Annotated in this window: 8 protein-coding genes and 1 pseudogene; 8 read left to right on the top strand and 1 reads right to left on the bottom strand. The window is 46.4% G+C overall.

What is annotated here, in order from left to right; genetic code table 11:
- Positions 1-498: 498 nt before the first annotated feature.
- Complete coding sequence (nadC, locus tag SHEWPOL2_RS04090; protein ID WP_037426348.1) at positions 499-1,380, bottom strand: carboxylating nicotinate-nucleotide diphosphorylase; 882 nt, start codon at positions 1,378-1,380, stop codon at positions 499-501.
- A gap of 237 nt (positions 1,381-1,617) precedes the next feature.
- Between nadC and ampD the strand changes: the two genes are divergently transcribed.
- The 8 genes and pseudogenes from ampD to SHEWPOL2_RS04050 all read left to right on the top strand — a co-directional run bounded on the left by ampD (position 1,618) and on the right by SHEWPOL2_RS04050 (position 17,950).
- On the top strand, positions 1,618-2,163 hold the full coding sequence (gene ampD, locus SHEWPOL2_RS04085) for a 1,6-anhydro-N-acetylmuramyl-L-alanine amidase AmpD (protein ID WP_037426345.1): 546 nt from the start codon (positions 1,618-1,620) through the stop codon (positions 2,161-2,163).
- A gap of 320 nt (positions 2,164-2,483) precedes the next feature.
- Entirely contained in the window at positions 2,484-3,335 is an 852-nt protein-coding gene (gene ampE / locus SHEWPOL2_RS04080; RefSeq protein WP_037426342.1) for a beta-lactamase regulator AmpE, read from the top strand.
- Positions 3,336-3,765: 430 nt separating this feature from the next.
- A complete protein-coding gene (gene pdhR, locus SHEWPOL2_RS04075; protein WP_011070781.1) occupies positions 3,766-4,518 on the top strand; it encodes a pyruvate dehydrogenase complex transcriptional repressor PdhR in 753 nt (250 codons plus the stop codon).
- Between the two features lie 80 nt (positions 4,519-4,598).
- Positions 4,599-7,265, top strand: a complete 2,667-nt coding sequence (aceE, locus tag SHEWPOL2_RS04070; protein WP_037413614.1) for a pyruvate dehydrogenase (acetyl-transferring), homodimeric type — start codon at positions 4,599-4,601, stop codon at positions 7,263-7,265.
- 12 nt (positions 7,266-7,277) lie between these two features.
- On the top strand, positions 7,278-9,302 hold the full coding sequence (gene aceF / locus SHEWPOL2_RS04065) for a pyruvate dehydrogenase complex dihydrolipoyllysine-residue acetyltransferase (protein WP_037426339.1): 2,025 nt from the start codon (positions 7,278-7,280) through the stop codon (positions 9,300-9,302).
- Between the two features lie 149 nt (positions 9,303-9,451).
- Positions 9,452-10,879, top strand: a complete 1,428-nt coding sequence (lpdA, locus tag SHEWPOL2_RS04060) for a dihydrolipoyl dehydrogenase (protein ID WP_011627382.1) — start codon at positions 9,452-9,454, stop codon at positions 10,877-10,879.
- Positions 10,880-11,046: 167 nt separating this feature from the next.
- Positions 11,047-15,511, top strand: a pseudogene (locus SHEWPOL2_RS04055) (EAL domain-containing protein).
- 225 nt (positions 15,512-15,736) lie between these two features.
- Positions 15,737-17,950: a patatin-like phospholipase family protein gene (locus SHEWPOL2_RS04050; protein ID WP_037426334.1), complete on the top strand. Its 2,214-nt coding sequence runs from the start codon at positions 15,737-15,739 to the stop codon at positions 17,948-17,950.
- The last annotated feature ends 8 nt before the right edge of the window (positions 17,951-17,958 follow it).

Below are 17,958 nucleotides of genomic sequence, written 5' to 3'. Positions count from 1 at the left end.
TTCACTTTGAGCTAATTTTGATAAGGAAGGCCGAAACGGCCATCTCGCCTAGGTAAAAGTTAGTACAAAGTTAAGTAAAATGAAACAACTTTTACGCATAAAGTATTAATTAAATGATTATTTTGTCTAAAAACTTGACGCTAAAACGTATTGCGTTCTAACAAATGTTTGACAATGTTAGTTAAGTTGACGCATTTAAAACAACGTCAAAACATCGGCGCACACTATACCTGTGTTTTGTTAGGTTATTTAGTGGGTTTATGCTGTAAAGGTTGGGAAGATAGAATCTAGGACGTTGCTGCGCAACTGCTAGGACGCAGGCAAGCTCGCCCTAGAAGCTAGAGCTGAAATGCATAAAGCTGGATCCCCGCGTCGATAACTGCTCCTGCGTTATTCTACCTCCTGCATCCATGCAGTCGTTCGCGAGGATGACGGCTTATGGGCTGCTACTAGAACCTAGTACCTAGAATCTATAAGGGCGCAGCCCGCTCTACTTTTCTAGCCTTTCAGTCGCATTGATAGGTCTAAGGCGCGGACATGCTTGGTGAGGGCGCCAACGGAAATATAATCCACCCCCGTTTTGGCAAATTCTGCCAAGGTGTCTAAGGTCACATTGCCCGATACCTCAAGTTTTGCCCCTTTGCCTTTAACTTGGCTTTTGGCATTCAGTTCAACCGCTTCGACCATCATAGTGATATCGAAGTTATCTAACATGATAATATCTGCGCCAGAATCCAGTGCTAATGCCAGTTCGGCTAAGGACTCGACTTCGACTTCAACGGGTTTATTGGGGTGTAAACTGCGCGCTGCATCCACTGCTTGGCGTATGCCACCACAGGCCATGATGTGGTTTTCTTTAATTAAGAAGGCATCAAACAGACCGATACGGTGATTTTTACCGCCGCCACAGGTGACAGCATATTTTTGGGCGGTGCGCAGTCCTGGAATGGTTTTACGGGTATCGAGCAGTTGGGTGTGAGTGCCAGCAAGTTTGTCTACATAGTGTTTGGTGAGGGTGGCGACACCGGATAAGGTTTGGATAAAGTTCATCGCAGTGCGCTCGCCCGTCAATAAGGCGCGAGCGGGGCCGGATAATTCACACAAGACTTGATTGGGTAACACAAGATCGCCATCATCGACATGCCAATGCAGCGCGACTTCGCCACCTAATTGATTAAAGGCTTGCTCTGCCCAGGCTTTGCCACAAAAAACTCCTTCTTCGCGGGTAATTAAGGTGGCTTCGGCATATTTATCTGCCGGAATCAGTTCGGCAGTAATGTCACCGTAGGCAATGGTTTTGGTATGCTCGTTGATTTCAGTGCCGCCAAGATCTTCATTGAGCGCGGTTTTTACGGCATGTCGAATATCGTTTTCTAGCATGATCGGAGTCCTTGCTTTTATACGTCGGGCGAGTGGGCATGGGTTAACATGGGTCAATCGTCTGCCTGCTTGCATTTGGGCTTAAGATTATCATGGCTGCGCCGCTAGGTGCTAGAGCGTCGCTACGCAACTGCTAGGATATAGGGCCTAGAGCGTTGCTGCGCAACTGCTAGGACGCTCGCAAGCTCGCTCTAGAATCTATAAGGGCGCAGCCCGTTCTGCTTTTAAGGAGTAAACATGAGTTTTGAGTTTGGTTGGTATCGCGCGGCGCGGCGCTGTGAATCGCCACATTTTAATCAACGCCCCTTTGGGGAGATTAGTCTGTTGGTGATCCACAATATCAGCCTGCCCGCTGGATGCTTTGGTTTACCTTACATTGATCAATTATTTCAAGGCTGTTTAGATACCAGTGCCGATGAAACTTTCGCCGATTTAGCGGGGCTTAAGGTATCAGCACATTTTTTAATTCGCCGCGATGGTGAATGTGTGCAGTATGTGAGTTGTGACGATAGAGCTTGGCACGCTGGCGTGTCCCGTTATGGTGAAAGGGAAAATTGTAATGATTTTTCCATTGGCATTGAGCTCGAAGGGACGGATACTAAGCCCTATACTGCCGCACAATATCAACAACTTGTTGAATTGACTCAAGCCTTGTTTGCACAATACCCTAGCTTGAGTGTCGAGCGGATTGTTGGGCATTGTGATATTGCGCCAATGCGTAAAACTGACCCTGGCCCAAGCTTTGACTGGCAAAGATATTTAGCAAAGCTTCGCGACTTTTAGTATCTAGGACGTTGCTGCGCAACTGCTAGGACGCTCGCAAGCTCGCTCTAGAATCTAGAGCCTAAAATCTAGATTCTATAAGGGCGCAGCCCGTTCTGCTTTTTCTAGCAGCTGCGCTTTTTGCAGCGCTCTAAAGCCTAGAACCTAGAACCTAGAATCTAGGGCCTAGAAGGGCGAAGCCCGCTCTGCTTTTTCTAGCAGCTGCGCTTTTTGCAGCGCTCTAAAGCCTAGAACCTAGAACCTAGAATCTAGGGCCTAGCAGGGCGAAGCCCGCTCTGCTTTTTCTAGTCCGTCCTGCTTTTTTACAAGGAGTACTATCGATGGCATTATTTTCATTACTGGTCGCCATTCTTGTGGAGCGACTAAAGTTTCTTCCCGCCTCTTGGCAGTGTGATCGTGTACTGCAATCTTACCAATCCAGCTTTTTTGGCGATAAAGCGTCGCTTAATAACACTAATATGTTGTTGGCTTTGATATTGCCCGCGGGTGTGGTTTATCTGTTGGGTTGGATTGCGTCGGGTATGTTTTGGGGAGTATTAAGTCTCGCGCTATGGGTGCTGGTGGCGATTATTTGTTTTAATCATCAAAAACAGCGCGATACCTTTAAAAAATATATGCAGGCGGCGTGTCGCTCCGATGTGCAGGCCTGTTATCACTATGCCGCTGAATTAGATTGCAGTGAGTGTTTGGAGGCGGTTTCGGAAAAAGATTTAGGTGCCAAGGTCGGGCAGAGCGTTGCTTGGATTAACTATCGTTACTACGGTGCAGTGGCATTATGCCTTATTTTTCTTGGACCTGTGGGGGCTGTGTTATATTGCACAGCGCGATTTTATGCGGAGGAAAATATACGTAAGTCACTTAATTTACCGCTGATTGAAGATATTATGTTTGCGTTTGATTGGCTCCCAAGCCGAGTGTTTTCCTTTGGCTATGCGCTCAGTGGTCAGTTTAGTGAAGGGCTCGCGGCGTGGCGCAATAATGCGTTAAATATCAATGCCAGTGCTAGGCAAGTGGTCACTGAAACGGCACTCGCTGCCCAGCCTTTGCCCGAGATGTCTAGCGCGCCTGTTTGTGTGCAGTCGACCTTAGCATTGTTAGTATTAAGCAAACGCAACTTTACGCTGATGGTTGCTGTGTTATCACTGCTGACTATTTTTGGGTTGGTGAGTTAATAAGAAGGATGCAGCGCAGCTTCTAGAATCTAGGACGCCACTTCGTGGCTCTAGAATCTAGAACCTAGAATCTAGAATCTAGAATCTAGAATCTAGAATCTAGAATCTAGAGCCTAGAACCTAGAACCTAGAACCTAGAACCTAGCACCTAAAATCTAGAATCTATAAGGGCGCAGCCCGTTCTGCTTTTTCTAGCAGCGGTACTTTTTGCAGTGCTCCAGAACCTAGCCGCTAGCACTTGCTCTCGTTGTGGTTTAATGGTCTGACCCCATGATGAGTTTTTTAGGCTATGCTCTCTCATCGTGAGCGGTTTTGAGTGAGATCACCTTTTAAGGTTGATTTTCAATCTGGACATCAAAAGTGTGATTTGATAAAGTGCGCTCACTCATAAAAATTGGTAAGACCAATTTACAACGGAGCTGAGCGCCAAATGGCCTATAGTAAAATTAATCAGCCAAAAATTTCTGATGTGATCATGGCGCAACTCGAGCAAATGATCCTCGAAGGCAGTTTACAGCCGGGCCAGAAATTACCACCGGAGCGTGAACTGGCCATCCAGTTCGAAGTATCTCGTCCCTCATTGCGTGAAGCGATTCAAAAACTTGAGGCGAAAGGGCTATTAATGCGCCGTCAAGGCGGCGGTACTTATGTCAAAGAGCAACTCTGGCAGAGTCTTGCCGATCCTATCGTTGAATTAATGACTGCCGATCCAGAAAGCCAATATGACTTGCTGGAGTTTCGTCATGCGACCGAAGGCATGATGGCCTATTTTGCCGCATTGCGTGGCACAGACGCTGATATGCAAAATATCAAGCGGATGATCCTTGAGGTAGAAGCCGCCACCAATATCGAACAACAAGCTGCTGCTATTGTGCGCTTCTATCGCGCCGTCGCTGAAGCGTCACACAATGTGGCTATGTTGCATCTCGTACTCAGTTTAACCCCTGTGCTGCATAAGAATGTGGCGCAAAACCTGGAGCTTTTAAGCCGCCGCGAAGAAGCTTCCACTATGGCTAACGATCACAGACGTGCTCTGCTCGCTGCTATCGTTCGTCGTGATCCTGAAGCCGCTAGAGAAGCCTCGAATGAACACTTAAGTTACATCGAAGAGGTGATGTTATCTGTGCGGGAAGAAGATAGCCGGTTGCAGCGAAGTTTGCGCCGTTTAAAGAGTGGCGCTTAAGTTCCCGACTTTAGCACTCGCTAAAGCGGAATATGCCGCAAACACCATTCATTATCATGTATATAGAGAAGGACAGTGTCATGTCTGAAGATATGCTACAAGACTTAGATCCGTTAGAGACTCAGGAATGGGTTGATGCCCTGCAAGCTGTATTAGAACAGGAAGGCCCTGAACGCGCCCATTTCTTATTAGAGAAACTGATCGATAAAGCCCGTCGCAATGGCACACACTTGCCTTACACGGCAACCACAGCCTATTTGAACACCATTCCTGCGGGTCAAGAGCCGCACATGCCAGGCAACCAAGAGATGGAACGTCGCATTCGCGCCATCATCCGTTGGAACGCCTTAGCTATGGTTCTGCGTGGTTCTAAGAAAGATTTAGAGTTAGGCGGCCATATTTCGAGTTTCGCGTCGAGCGCAACCATTTATGACGTGTGCTTCAACCACTTCTTCCGTGCGCCAAATGAGAAAGACGGCGGCGACTTAGTGTATTTCCAAGGTCATATTGCCCCAGGTATCTATGCGCGTTCATTCTTGGAAGGTCGTTTAACGGAAGATCAACTGGCGAACTTCCGTCAAGAAGTGGATGGCAAAGGCCTGTCTTCTTATCCGCACCCTAAGTTGATGCCTGACTACTGGCAATTCCCAACGGTTTCTATGGGCTTAGGTCCTATCCAAGCGATTTATCAGGCCCGCTTCCTGAAATATCTGACTGACCGTGGTCTGAAAGATTGTTCTGAGCAAACCGTTTACTGCTTCTTAGGTGACGGTGAGTGTGACGAGCCAGAAGCCTTAGGTGCGATTGGTTTAGCTGCCCGTGAAGAATTAGATAACTTAGTCTTTATCATCAACTGTAACCTGCAACGTCTGGACGGCCCAGTACGCGGTAACGGTAAGATCATCCAAGAACTGGAAGGCGAATTCCGCGGCGCTGGCTGGGAAGTCGTGAAAGTGATTTGGGGTCGTTACTGGGATCCATTATTGGCCCGTGATACCAGCGGTAAGTTATTGCAGTTAATGGAAGAAACCGTTGACGGTGAATACCAAAACTGTAAAGCCAAAGGTGGCGCTTATACTCGCGAACACTTCTTCGGCAAATACCCAGAAACCGCCGAAATGGTAGCGAACATGTCAGATGATGACATTTGGCGCTTAAACCGTGGTGGTCATGACCCAGTTAAAGTGTACGCGGCATTAGACCATGCGCGTAAGACTAAAGGTCGCCCAACGGTGATCCTGGCGAAAACCGTTAAAGGTTACGGCCTAGGTGATGCGGGTGAAGGTAAGAACATCGCCCACAACGTGAAGAAAATGGGTATCGAGTCTATCCGTTACTTCCGCGATCGTTTCAATATCCCGATTCCTGACGATCAATTAGAAGATCTGCCGTTCTACCACCCAGGTCCAGATTCGGAAGAAGTGAAGTACATGATGAGCCGTCGTGCCGCGCTGCATGGTAGCGTGCCACAACGTCGTGAGAAGTTCAGCGAAGAGCTGGAAGTGCCATCTTTGAAGATTTTCGATTCGATCTTAGCAGGCTCAAATGGCCGTGAAATTTCATCGACCATGGCGTTTGTTCGCGTACTGACTGCGCTGTTAAAAGACAAGAAAATTGGCAAAAACATTGTGCCAATTATTCCTGACGAAGCGCGTACTTTCGGTATGGAAGGTCTGTTCCGCCAAGTGGGTATTTATGCTCACGAAGGCCAAAAATACGTACCGCAAGACTCTGACCAAGTGGCTTACTATCGTGAAGATAAAACTGGTCAAGTGCTGCAGGAAGGTATTAACGAACTGGGTGCAATGTCATCTTGGGTAGCTGCTGCGACCAGCTACTCAGTCAACGATACACCGATGATTCCATTCTACATCTACTACTCAATGTTCGGTTTCCAACGTATTGGCGACATGGCATGGGCTGCGGGTGATATGCGTGCACGTGGCTTCTTAGTCGGTGGTACTTCAGGCCGTACAACACTGAACGGTGAAGGTTTACAGCATCAGGACGGTCACAGTCACGTACTGGCTAACACTATTCCTAACTGTATTACCTACGATCCAACTTACGGTTATGAAATTGCCGTTATCGTTCAAGATGGTATTCGTCGCATGTACGGCGAAAAACAAGAAGATATCTTCTACTACCTGACCACAATGAACGAAAACTACATCCAGCCTGAAATGCCAGAAGGTGCCGAGGAAGGTATCGTTAAAGGTATCTACAAGCTGGAAACGGTTAGTGGTTCTGGTAAAGGCAAAGTGCAGTTACTGAGCTGTGGCACCATTCTTGAGCAAACCCGTAAAGCAGCGCAAGCGCTGGCGAAAGACTTTGGTATCACTGCCGACGTATTTAGCGTGACCAGCTTCAACGAACTGACTCGCGATGGTCAAGCGGCAGAACGTTGGAACATGCTGCACCCAACGCAAACGCCAAAACAAGCGTATATCAGCCAAGTGATCTCTAGTGATGCGCCTGCAATCGCAGCAACTGACTACATGAAGATCTACGGCGAGCAGTTACGTGCATTTATGCCAACCGATTACAAAGTGTTAGGTACTGACGGTTTCGGTCGTTCAGACAGCCGTGACAACCTGCGTCACCACTTCGAAGTGGACGCTAAGTTCATCGTTATCGCGGCACTGAAGTCACTGGTTGATCGTAAAGAGCTGCCTGTTGATGTGTTAGCAAATGCCATCAAGGAATACGGCATTGACGCTGACAAGATCAATCCACAGTACGCGTAAGAGGCAATAAAAATGGCTGAATTAAAAGAAGTTTTTGTTCCTGATATCGGCGGCGATGAAGTACAGGTTATCGAAATCTGTGCTTCTGTGGGCGATACCTTAGCAGCGGAAGAGTCGATTTTGACCGTTGAAAGCGACAAGGCGACCATGGATATTCCTGCGCCTTTCGCGGGTGTGTTAGCCGAATTGAAAGTGGCCGTCGGTGACAAAGTCAGCGAAGGTACCTTAATTGCGATGATGCAAGCAGCGGGTGCATCCGCTCAAGCTGCTGCGCCAGTTGCTCAAGCTGCCACTCCTGCGCCAGCTCCAGCAGCACCTGCTCCAGTACAAGCGGCTCCAGCCCCTGTGGCTGCCGCGACAGCGACGGGCGCAACCCAAGTGGTTGAAGTCACTGTGCCGGATATCGGTGGTGACACCGATGTGTCTGTTATCGAAGTCTTAGTTGCCGCTGGCGATAAGATTCAGGTCGACGCTGGCCTTATCACGCTTGAAACCGACAAAGCGACCATGGACGTACCATCGCCATTCGCGGGTGTGGTAAAAGAAGTGAAAGTGGCTGTGGGTGACAAGGTTTCTCAAGGCTCATTAGTGATCATGCTCGAAGTGGGCGGCGCGGCACCTGCCGCAGCGCCACAAGCGAGCGCGCCAGTAGCGTCAGCTCCTGTCGCTCAAGCTGCACCTGCGGCGGTTGTTGCTCCAGTAGCTGCTGCACCAGTGGTTGCCGTTAAAGAAATCCAAGTGCCAGATATTGGTGATGCCAGCAATGTCGATGTGATCGAAGTGCTAGTGTCTGTGGGTGATATGATCACTGCTGACCAAGGTTTGATCACGTTAGAAACCGATAAAGCGACCATGGAAGTGCCTGCGCCATTCGCCGGTAAACTGTTGTCGTTAACCGTTAAAGTGGGTGATAAGGTTTCTCAAGGTAGCGTGATTGCGACGATTGAAACTGTGACTGCTGGTGCAGCTCCTGCGCCAGTAGCTCAAGCCGCAGCGCCAGTTTCTGCACCTGTCGCCCAAGAAGCGGCACCAGCACCTGTTGCAGCCGCGCCGAGCCGTCCACCGGTTCCACATCACCCAAGTGCAGGTGCGCCAGTGGCAACCGGTGTGGTTCATGCGTCTCCAGCGGTTCGTCGTTTGGCCCGTGAATTTGGTGTGGACCTCACTCAAGTGACGGGTTCTGGCCGTAAAGGTCGCATCATGAAGGAAGACGTACAGGCGTATGTGAAGTACGAACTGTCTCGTCCTAAGGCGACAGCAGCAACTTCCGTTGCAGCGGGTAACGGTGGTGGTCTGCAAGTGATTGCTGCACCGAAAGTGGATTTCAGCAAGTTTGGTGAAGTGGAAGAGATTCCATTAAGCCGTATCCAGAAGATCTCTGGTCCAAACCTGCACCGTAACTGGGTAACCATTCCTCACGTGACTCAGTTCGATGAAGCTGATATCACCGAAATGGAAGAGTTCCGTAAGCAGCAGAACGACGCAGCGGCGAAGAAAAAAGCCGATTATAAGATCACTCCGCTGGTCTTTATGATGAAAGCCGTGGCGAAAACGCTGCAACAGTTCCCAGTGTTCAACTCAAGCTTAAGCAGCGACGGTGAATCACTGATCCAGAAGAAGTACTACCACATCGGTGTGGCGGTTGATACGCCAAACGGTCTAGTGGTACCTGTGGTACGTGACGTGGATAAGAAAGGGATCATCGAGTTATCTCGTGAGCTGGCCGATATTTCTGTCCGTGCCCGCGATGGTAAGCTCAAATCTGCCGATATGCAGGGCAGCTGCTTCACTATTTCAAGCCTAGGTGGCATTGGTGGTACTGCGTTTACCCCAATCGTTAACTACCCAGACGTGGCGATTTTAGGTGTGTCTAAATCTGAAATTAAGCCTAAATGGAATGGTAAAGAGTTCGAGCCTAAATTGATGTTGCCACTGTCGCTATCATACGATCACCGCGTGATCGATGGTGCAATGGCTGCACGCTTTAGCGTGACCCTGTCAGGAATTCTGTCCGATATTCGTACTTTGATTCTGTAAACAAATAAGGCTGCTCATCTTGAGTGGCCTTTTGTTTATTGTGATCAGTATCAAACACAGGTTAAAATGCGCCCACCTTACGCGCTGGCGCATTTTCGGTTGGCAGGATTACTCTCCTCCAACGGATTGAATGAGAATTAGAGGAAAACATGAGTAACGAAATCAAAACTCAGGTAGTGGTATTAGGTGCAGGTCCTGCGGGATATTCTGCTGCCTTCCGTGCGGCTGACTTAGGTCTGGAAACCGTTATCGTTGAACGTTTTAGCACCTTAGGTGGCGTGTGTCTGAACGTGGGTTGTATCCCATCTAAAGCCCTGTTACACGTTGCTAAAGTTATCGAAGAAGCCAAAGCCGTTGCTGCACACGGTGTGGTGTTCGGCGAGCCAACCATCGATTTAGACAAGTTACGCAGCTTTAAGCAAAAAGTGATCAGCCAGTTGACTGGTGGCTTAGGCGGCATGTCTAAAATGCGTAAAGTAAACGTTGTTAATGGCTTCGGTAAATTTACAGGCCCTAACAGCTTAGAAGTGACTGCTGAAGACGGCACTGTGACCGTTGTTAAGTTTGACCAAGCGATCATCGCTGCGGGTTCTCGCCCAATCAAACTGCCATTCATTCCCCATGAAGACCCACGTATTTGGGATTCGACCGACGCATTAGAACTGAAAGAAGTTCCTGGCAAACTGCTGGTCATGGGCGGCGGTATCATCGGTTTAGAAATGGGTACGGTTTACTCTTCTCTGGGCAGTGAAATCGACGTGGTTGAAATGTTCGACCAAGTGATCCCTGCGGCTGACAAAGACGTTGTTCGCGTATTCACTAAGCAAATCAAGAAGAAATTCAACCTGATCCTCGAAACCAAAGTCACTGCGGTTGAAGCCCGTGAAGACGGTATCTACGTTTCGATGGAAGGTAAGAGCGCGCCAGCAGAGCCTGTTCGTTACGATGCGGTGTTAGTGGCAATCGGCCGTACGCCAAATGGTAAGCTTATCGACGCTGAAAAAGCGGGCGTTAAGATTGATGAGCGTGGTTTCATCAACGTAGACAAGCAATTACGTACAAACGTACCGCACATCTACGCAATCGGTGACATCGTTGGTCAACCAATGTTGGCTCACAAAGGCGTGCACGAAGGCCACGTTGCGGCTGAAGTGATCGCGGGTATGAAGCACTACTTCGATCCAAAAGTGATCCCATCAATCGCTTACACAGACCCTGAAGTGGCCTGGGTTGGTCTGACTGAGAAAGAAGCGAAAGAGCAAGGTATTGCTTACGAAACAGCGACTTTCCCATGGGCAGCCAGCGGCCGTGCAATCGCTTCAGATTGCAGCGAAGGTATGACTAAGCTGATTTTCGATAAAGACACTCACCGCGTAATCGGTGGTGCTATCGTAGGTGTGAACGGTGGCGAACTGTTGGGCGAAATCGGCCTAGCCATCGAAATGGGTTGTGATGCTGAAGATTTAGCATTAACCATTCACGCTCACCCAACGCTGCACGAGTCAGTAGGTCTTGCGGCTGAAATCTATGAAGGTTCTATTACTGACCTGCCAAACCCAAAGGCAAAGAAAAAGTAATTTAACCTTTGTCTCGTCCTGAAATAAGTTGAGACTTATATTCGTAAAAGCGCCTTTAGGGCGCTTTTTTATTGCCTAAGTAAAAATGTAAAGTTAATGTGAATGTGCGGGTGTATTCAGACTGTTGAACTGCTACAGTAAAACTATGGTGTTAAGTAAGTCGTCAAATGAAAAAAATAATAATCCACTTCCTTTTGGCATCAATATTGGTTTTTTGTTCAGGTCTTCATTCGGCTTGGGCGGGTAGTTTTGTACAACGGGTTTTTTCTGACAGGGACGGACTTGAAGCGACCAGTATTCGCGCGCTCACACTCGATGACCATGGTTTTATATGGGCTGCAACCGAGCAAGGTTTATATCGGGTTAGTAATTCTAAAGTGAGGCGAATTGATAAAACGGGTTCTGAGTTACGCCTTGCTGATGAGTTTTTGACAACAGTTGTCAATATCGATCGCGATATGCTGTTAGTCAGTACCAATGCCGCAACCTATCTTTATGACATCGCAAAAAATCAATTTACCCAGATGGGGTCACCTAATTTATTCCCTCATTTCCCTGGTGGAGTGTTAATTTCTGCTGCTCGTAAAAATGCCCAAGAATGGCGCTTGTTGATTGATAACGGCCAGATTTACGACTTATCCCCCTCAACCTTGACCTTAACTTTAGTGAGTCAGTTACCCGTTAATCGCGATCTACCCTGGCGCAAGTTATTGAGCATGCCTGATGGTCAGTTTCTTGTTGCGGGTCAATTTCAATTGTTACTCCTTAACAGTGCCGGGGAAAAAGTCGTTGATTATCAATGGACTGAACCTATGGGCAGTATTCTGGATATGCTTGAGGATTCAAAACAGCGTATTTGGATTGCAACGAGTCGAGGGATTTACCGATTAGAACCAAAAACCTTACAGATTTTCCCTGTTCCTGAATTACCCGATTGGAGCACTGCTATGGCTGAAGGCCATAATGGTGAGATTTGGTTTTCGAGCCGGGCAGGTTTATTAAAGTGGTCTCCAGATACCCATCAGATTGAAAATTATCAACAAGAGCTTAAAACTCAAGCCAATATGGAAACATTAAAGGCGATATTGTTTGATAAATCAGGTTTGATGTGGGTTGGGGGCTCTGGAGATGGTTTAGCCTTACTGGCCTCGCAACCGGATTTCATTCTTGATACTTATACTGGCGAACCGCCACACCAATTATCTGATGCTATGGTGTGGTCAGTGTTTGCGAGTGATGAAGGATTATGGTTTGGAGCGTCAAATGTCAGCTTTGTCGGGCGAAACACTCAAAAAGCAATTACCGTAGATATTGAGGGATTAAAGCCGCACGAGAGTGTTTACGGGATCAGTCGCTTTATTGACCACTATTTATTAGTTTCGACCACGAGTGGTTTGTTTGTCGTGGATAAGTTGACCTTAAAAGGGATCAGTTTTGCCCAGTGGACGCATGGTGGTGAAGCATTTAAAAATAAACTCATCTATGGCACTTATGCCGATCCCAAACTCAAAGGACGGTTTTGGATTGCAACGGGTACGGGGCTATATTTTTGGGAGCAAGGACTGTTTGAGCCGCAGCCATTTAACTTTGATGGGGCAACTGGGAATTCGCCAGAGCTTAAGCGGCCGACCATTCGTACTTTATATCGAGCCTCTGACGGTAAGTTATGGATAGGTGGACGAAAGGTATTTGGTTATATTGACGAGCAAAATCTTTTTCACGATCAAAGACAATTGTTCAGTGGCTTAAACTCTGTGCCCTCAATTAGCCATATTGAAGAAATATCTCCCGGTGTGATGTGGTTTGGCTCCTATGAAAGGGGCTTATTCGAATTAAATCTCCACAGCGGCAAACTGGTTTCGTTAAGTTCACAATGGCAAGTAAATTGTAGTTCAGTATTTTTTATCCAAAAAACAACCAATGCCAATGTCGTTGCCTGTGCTGATTCGCTAATCCGTCAAGATAGAGCTACTGGGCAAATCTCAATGTTTAACCAACTTGATGGCCTAATTTCTAATGAAATGAATGAAGGCGCCTATTTCTATTCTGCCGTTTCAGGTCTGTATATTGGTACTCCTGAAGGGGTGATGAACCTTGATGTGGACAAGATGGTCAACCGTATTGCCGATGATCATGTGATGTTGGAGTCGGTATCGGTTTATTACGACAACAATACCCAAGTCTCGTTGTTACCCAAACCGTTGATGGTGATTAAGCCTGACGCCAATATGGTAAGCCTGCAGATCACTAACCTCGATTACCTTGATGATTCGCCAATACAATTTAAATATCGACTCAGGGAGGAAGATAACTACGTGCTGCTCCAAGGTGAGTCGCAGGTAAACCTCGCAGGCTTAGCAGCGGGAGAATATCTACTTGAGGTGTTAAGCCAAGTCAATGGAATCTGGTCAGATAAGCCCTTTACTTTTCCCTTCTATGTTGAGCAGCACTGGTGGCTGACTCAAGGGTTTAAAGGTCTATTATTATTAGTGTTTTCAATTATTGCACTGAGTTTAGCGTGGTATCGACAGCGTCAGGTTCGCACCTTTATGGCGATGAACCAAGCGCTAACCGAGAGTGATGATCGTCTCAGGCAATCGTTACGTGGCAGCGACTCTGATCTTTGGGAATGGCACAGGGATAGCCAATGTTTTTATCTCGATAACCGCGGTTATGTCTTGGGAAGTCATGCCAACGAAATTGTACTTACTCTTGAATCACTTCCCGTACATCCTTTGGATCGGGAAAAAGTACTGGTGCAATGGAATAGCATGCTTGCAGGAGAGGTTGATCGGTTTGAAGCCGAATATCGATATCATCGTCGCGATGGTAACTGGGGGCTGGTTGAGGGTGCGTGGGCGTCCTGTGGCTCGTAATAAACAAACCCAAGTTATTGAGCGGGTAGCGGGGATTTATAGTGATATAACCTTGCAGCGGCAGCTTGAAGATGAAGTCAGTCTTTTAGCCCAAGCGTTTGAAAATACATCAGAAGGTGTACTTATTTTAGACGTAGATGAAAATATTCGTGTTGCCAATCATGCCGCTCAGCACATTATAGGCTCAGAACAACAGAGCTTAGTCGGCCTATCATTTTCGCAATTTGTGCAAATGAAGGATGGGTTATCTACGGAAGTTGCCCAGTTACTTGGTCAGGATAGCTCATGGACGGGTGAGCGTGAGTTAGTCGGACAAAACGGCCTAGTGTATCCCGTATGGCTTAACGTGTCGGTGATGCAGTCACTGAATGAAAATGCCATTCACTATGTAGTGGTATTTTCAGATATCACTGAGCGGAAACGCACCGAGGCCGACCTTAGACGTCTGGCAAATTACGATGTATTAACAGGACTCCCTAACCGTTCGTTATTCGCCAATCGTTTGATGCAATCTATTCAAGCGGCTGAGCAAAGTGGTGAAAAGTTAGCATTGCTGTTTCTTGACCTAGATAGATTTAAGCATGTCAATGATTCCTATGGCCACAGTATGGGCGATGCACTCTTAGTTGAAGCATCTAATCGATTACAATCCTGTATCGGAAGTGACCATTTACTCTGCCGTTTTGGTGGCGATGAATTTGTTATTTTGCTGAAGAATGTTAAAGAGTTAAGTGATATTAACCACTTAGCTGAACAGTTGTTGGCACAAATCGTCGCGCCATTTAGGTTGTTTGGCCGCGAGTTTTATATTTCAACCAGCATTGGGATCAGTATTTGGCCCGATGATGCAATGCAGCCAGAAGCCTTCATAAAAAATGCGGATCTGGCCATGTATCATGCCAAGGAAGAAGGTCGTGGTAACTTCAAATATTATTCATCAGAGCGCAATGCCCAAGCGTTATACCATTTACGTTTGGAGGCTGATTTACGTAAAGCGATAGAGCGGCAAGAATTTGAACTGTATTATCAACCACAAATTGATATTTTGCAGGGGGATAAATTTATTGGCATGGAAGCACTCATTCGTTGGCGACATCCCGTCGATGGTTTTGTGCGACCCGATATTTTTATTAAAGTTGCCGAAGCTTGTGGTTTGGTTGTTGATATTGATCGCTGGGTTTTACGCCGCGCGTGTTCGGATGGGGCCAAATGGGCAATGCAAACCGCTGAGCCATTTAAATTGTCGGTCAATATTTCAGCTGTGCATTTCCGTCAACCAGACTTTATCGATGGCGTGAAGAAAATTCTCGATGCCACCCGTATGCCAGCTTCATCTTTATGCTTAGAAATTACCGAAGGAGTGTTAATGAAAGAGTTGCAGGTGGCTAAAGCCCACTTAATGCAGCTTGACGAGCTTGGCATTGAAGTCGCGATTGACGACTTTGGCACCGGATATTCCTCTTTAGCTTATTTACGCAATTTTGAGGTGAATACACTCAAAATTGACCGTTCATTTTTGATCGATATCGCCTCGAATTCTGCCGATCAGGCTATTGTGAGTAGTATTATTGAATTGGCACGTAACTTAAAATTAACCGTAGTAGCCGAAGGGGTTGAAACCGTTGAGCAGTTAGAGCAGCTTTTTAGCCGTGGCTGTTATATTGTTCAGGGCTATTACTTTGCCAAACCAATGTCTGTCAGTGATTTTGAAAAATATCTTCAGTTACAGTCTCCGCTTGACTCATTGCAATCTTAATCTGCAATTTATGTGTGTTTAATTGCGCATTTTTAGCCTCGGCTCAAGTTGGGGTTTTATGTTGAATTATCTGTTTACAGCACTTGTGTTTAAACGTAAATGAAATAACGCGATCATTAATGGCAAATTTTCAACTCATCGGTTCAGATAAAATATGACTGATGGTTAAATAGATAAATTTGCTAATATTAACTCGAAATTTTTTATCCTATAAAAGTACTCATTATGATGCGCCGAATAGTAGCTTCTCTCTTTTTATGTGTGTTGCTGACTCCCTTATGTGCGGCTGAACGGCCAAAAATAGGATTAGTGTTAAGCGGTGGTGGTGCTAAAGGCGCCGCCCATGTTGGTGTACTTAAAATTTTAGAAGAACATCATATTCCTGTGGACTATATTGCAGGTACGAGTATCGGCGCTTATGTCGCGGGTATGTATGCCTTGGGATACAGTGCAAGTGAAGTCGAAACCATCATGATGGGAGTTGATTGGGATAGTGGTTATTCGGATACCATCCCTCGTAATGTATTGAGTTATCGAGATAAACAGTTACGAGATCGCTATAATATTCCGCTCAATATTGGTTATACCGAAGGCGAGGTGAAAGCGCCAAGTGGGGTATTGCGTGGGCAGACCATGTCGCAGTTATTACGGCAGTCCACGGATTTAGTGGAGCAATTTGGTGATTTTGATGCTTTAGCCATTCCTTATCGTGCCGTGGCGACGGATTTAGAAACCAGTCTACCCGTAGTGCTTAACCATGGCAGTATTATCAAAGCAATGCAGGCTTCTGCTACGGTGCCAGGTGCATTACAACCTACGCAAATCGACGGTAAGTTACTGGTGGATGGTGGTATTGCCAACAATATGCCTGTGGACGTAGTGAAGGCGATGGGCGCTGATATTATCATTGCTGTGGATATTGGCTCACCACTGGTAAAAAAAGATAAGCTCGATAGCACTATTGCCGTATTAGATCAGTTGTCCAATTTCTTGACTAACGCCAGTACTGAAAAACAAAAGCAATTATTGACTGATAATGATGTGTTGATCCGTCCTGCGATCGATGCCCTAAGCACAACCGATTTTACCATCATGCCTTTAGCGTTAACCCTCGGCAAAGAAGCGGCGACCAGCCAGTTAGTTAAATTGCAAAAGATGAGCGTTAGCGAAGAACAATATGCCGCCTATGTTGAGAGTAAAAGGGCCAAGGGTAAGACTGTCATGGCGGATATCGCTCATCCTATCAAGGAAATTGTGTTTGATAACCACTCAAAAGTTAGCCTTAATTTATTAAAAGAAACCCTAGAACTTAAACCTGGTCAGAATATTACTAAAGATGAATTGAACGATGCGATAAAACGTATCTATTCCTTAAATAAATTTGAACGTGTTGACGCCGAATTTGTGGAGGGTAAAGAAGGGCGTGTACTTACGGTAACCACGCGCGCTAAATCATGGGGACCTAATTATTTCCAACTAGGCTTTAATTGGGAGGACGATTTTAGCTCTGATTCAGCCATCAGCTTTGATATGGCTTATACCATGACAGACTTAACCTTTAATGGCGGAGAGTGGCGAAACGAAGTTAAGCTTGGATTCGAGAAGCTATTTGCGACTGAGTTTTATCAGCCCTTGAATCGGGATCAAGAGTTTTATAGTCGAGCTCGTTATCAATACGATATCCATAATTGGGACTTATACGATAACAATAATCGTGCGCTAACCTTTGATAAGAAAACCCACACCATCGAATTAGGTATTGGTTACAACTATGTGCTGCAAGGCGTTGTCGAGTTGGGGCTAGTGGCGGAAAAAGGTGTCATTATTAATGATGCATGGTTACTTCAGGATTTTGATTTTAACTCCTATGGCGCTTATTTCAGGATGGGGTATGACAGCTTAGACAGTATTAGTTTTCCGACATCGGGCAATCGTGTCAGCTTAAACGTTTATGTTCGTAAAGAGAATTTTGACGATGTCATCGATAATCAGAACGACTATAGCGTGCAGATCGAGGCCGACTGGAAAGGCGCGCTGAGCGTTGGTAATCATGCGTTTGTGGGTAAAGCGTCGCTTGCGACAAATAATAATGATGGCCTCAATACCTTGCACTTGTCAGATTTAGGCGGTTTCTTAAATCTTTCTGGTTATCACAAGGACTCGTTGAATGGAGCTCATAAACTCTTTGGTGCCTTTATTTATCAGTATGATTTAGGGCGTGATGCCTTAGGTATGCGAGATTACCCTCTGTACTTAGGCTTAAGTTTAGAGGCAGGTAATGTGTGGTTTGAACGATCAGAAGTATCGCTTACTGATCTTATTTATGCATCGAGTCTGTACATTGGCACTGATACCACAATGGGACCTGCGGCGATTGGTTTTGGTATTACCGATATGGGTGATAAGTCAGTTTATTTATTTATTGGTAAAGCGTTTTAATGATAAGG

The sequence above is a fragment of the Shewanella sp. POL2 genome (assembly GCF_000282755.1).
In the GTDB taxonomy this organism is placed as follows: domain Bacteria; phylum Pseudomonadota; class Gammaproteobacteria; order Enterobacterales; family Shewanellaceae; genus Shewanella; species Shewanella xiamenensis.
The sequence above is the reverse complement of the archived record's forward strand: the minus strand, read 5'-3'. Positions and strand labels throughout refer to the sequence as shown.

Coding starts and splice junctions, on each gene's coding strand:
- nadC (WP_037426348.1), bottom strand. CDS start 1,380: ATGCTAGAAAACGATATTCGACATGCCGTAAAAACCGCGCTCAATGAA.
- ampD (WP_037426345.1), top strand. CDS start 1,618: ATGAGTTTTGAGTTTGGTTGGTATCGCGCGGCGCGGCGCTGTGAATCG.
- ampE (WP_037426342.1), top strand. CDS start 2,484: ATGGCATTATTTTCATTACTGGTCGCCATTCTTGTGGAGCGACTAAAG.
- pdhR (WP_011070781.1), top strand. CDS start 3,766: ATGGCCTATAGTAAAATTAATCAGCCAAAAATTTCTGATGTGATCATG.
- aceE (WP_037413614.1), top strand. CDS start 4,599: ATGTCTGAAGATATGCTACAAGACTTAGATCCGTTAGAGACTCAGGAA.
- aceF (WP_037426339.1), top strand. CDS start 7,278: ATGGCTGAATTAAAAGAAGTTTTTGTTCCTGATATCGGCGGCGATGAA.
- lpdA (WP_011627382.1), top strand. CDS start 9,452: ATGAGTAACGAAATCAAAACTCAGGTAGTGGTATTAGGTGCAGGTCCT.
- SHEWPOL2_RS04050 (WP_037426334.1), top strand. CDS start 15,737: ATGATGCGCCGAATAGTAGCTTCTCTCTTTTTATGTGTGTTGCTGACT.